At 47.5% G+C, this 1,905-nt stretch carries 4 protein-coding genes; all 4 read left to right on the plus strand.

Annotated features, from left to right (window positions below; translation table 11 throughout):
* Positions 1-429 (plus strand): conjugal transfer protein TraN (gene traN / locus AB6D80_RS24850; RefSeq protein ID WP_372189914.1); only part of this gene is annotated, 429 nt, incomplete at its 5' end.
* Positions 430-494: 65 nt separating this feature from the next.
* Complete coding sequence (locus AB6D80_RS24855) at positions 495-677, plus strand: hypothetical protein (RefSeq protein ID WP_017096425.1); 183 nt, start codon at positions 495-497, stop codon at positions 675-677.
* Between the two features lie 153 nt (positions 678-830).
* Positions 831-1,616, plus strand: a complete 786-nt coding sequence (gene traF / locus AB6D80_RS24860) for a type-F conjugative transfer system pilin assembly protein TraF (protein WP_231904642.1) — start codon at positions 831-833, stop codon at positions 1,614-1,616.
* A gap of 213 nt (positions 1,617-1,829) precedes the next feature.
* Positions 1,830-1,905 (plus strand): conjugal transfer protein TraF (gene traF, locus AB6D80_RS24865; RefSeq protein WP_372189915.1); only part of this gene is annotated, 76 nt, incomplete at its 3' end.

A 1,905-nucleotide genomic window follows, 5' to 3' on the forward strand; every position in this document is an offset into this window, starting at 1 on the left:
TGCAGTAAGAAACTCGCGGGCTTCAACGATTGTTGTAAAGACTCAGGATGGGGGCAAGGATTGGGAGCGAAATGCAGCGAAGCGGAAGAAGCGCTGGGGGAAGCCAAAGAGAAAGGCTTAACCCTGTACGTGGGGCAATACTGCGCCAAGAAAGTGCTGGGTGTCTGCACCCGTAAAAAGCGCAGTTACTGCGTTTACGACAACAAGCTGGCCAAAATCATCCAAGAGCAAGGGTCTCTTCAGCAACTGGGTAAACGGTTAGGCAGTGCTAAAAATCCCACCTGCGCCGCCATTACGCCCGAAGAACTGGGTCAAATCAATTTTGAATACATTGATTTTAAAGAGTTCTACCCGGAAATGCGTGCCAACACCAACCTCCCCAACTTTGATGAAATCAAGCAACGACTTCAAAGTGCCACGGGCGGATAACAGGCGGCTCTATACCAACGGCACACCATGACATACACACCTCAATGCTCAAGAAGGACATCGTTATGCTTATCAAACCCCTTCAAAATTTTTTACTCAACACCTTGACGCTTTTACGCCTCATTCCAAGTGATGTGATACACATCAAACAGCTAGACCACTATCCCGACATCACGAAAAGGCTGGATGAATATCGAGAGCTGATAGAAAACATTGAGAAACAGACTCACTACTTTAGTAGTGAGTAAGGTATGTGGTCGAAACACCACGCTTTGCTGCACGATAAATACCTTCAGTACTTACTCACGCTGCGCAATCCATCACCACAGCAGATGCGCCACTTACGCGAAAGACCCAAGTGTGTAACCTCTTAATCGCTTTGCCGCACTTAACCAAGGCCTATGATGATGAAAAAAACATGGCTTTACGTCATTACCCTAACGCTGCTTGCTCACCTCCATCCAGCTCTTGCTCAGGAACCTCCTCCAGGGTGGCGATGGTACAACGAACCAAAAGCAAGGCCCGACAAACCCAAACCAAAGCCACTGCCAAATAACACTCAAACGACTGTCTCAAGCCCTAAAACGTTATCGGCGACCGAACAAATGGCCTGGTTTCACTCGGTGCATATCGAAGCGCAAAACGATGCCGTCCTTCACCCTAAAGATAAAGACAAGTTAGCGAGATTTTTAGCGTTGAATCATTTTATCACGGACCAAACCGACCAATTAGGCATGACCTTCAAAGCCCTGCTGCTCGAAAGACCTGAGTTTTCTTACACCAAAGACCATCCGACCGAGCAAGCGGCAAGACAGGTGTATTTAGCACTAGAGGATAAGAAGAAAACCGAAGCGGTTGAAAAGATGAAGCAAGACGGATGGGGCTTTTTCTTTATCTATGAAGGAAAAGATGCGCTCAGCCAGCAACTCGCCCCATCCATTCAAGCGTTTGCTGACCAATACCATTTTGAATTATTGGGCATCAGTAATGATGACACCTTCATCACTAACCTCAAAGCAAACCGCCACAACCAAGGCAAAGTCTCGGTGCCTTTCACCCCCGCCTTGATTTTGGTGCATCCCGGCACTGGAGAGATGAAGCCATTGGCGTACGGCTGGATAAGCCAAAATGATTTAATTGGACGCTTTTACAACGTCGCCACCGACTTTGAGCAATCGGATTTTTAAAGCGAATCAATCCGTATAAAACCACCAAACGCCATAAACAGAGCCAGTATGGCAAGTCTGTAACGTTTGATACAACACACCCAACTTCGTCCAGACCGTTCTCTTAAATGATGTTCACTCTTCTTTTACCCTAAAACGTCAGGAGGCGCTATGCCATTTCTTCGTACCCTTATGCTGGCTTTTTTGCTTCATGCCGCCAGCGCCCACGCGGCCATGCAAAACCAATATGCCCTGGTGTTCTTTTTTGAAAGCACCTGCCCGTACTGCCATAAGACCGCCCCTAAAATCA

Source organism: Vibrio sp. 10N.247.310.17, assembly GCF_041466605.1.
Lineage (GTDB): Bacteria > Pseudomonadota > Gammaproteobacteria > Enterobacterales > Vibrionaceae > Vibrio > Vibrio tasmaniensis_A.

Bases quoted from the DNA above. Each gene is read 5' to 3' on its own strand.
- AB6D80_RS24855 (WP_017096425.1), top strand. From the start codon at position 495: ATGCTTATCAAACCCCTTCAAAATTTTTTACTCAACACCTTGACGCTT.
- traF (WP_231904642.1), top strand. From the start codon at position 831: ATGATGATGAAAAAAACATGGCTTTACGTCATTACCCTAACGCTGCTT.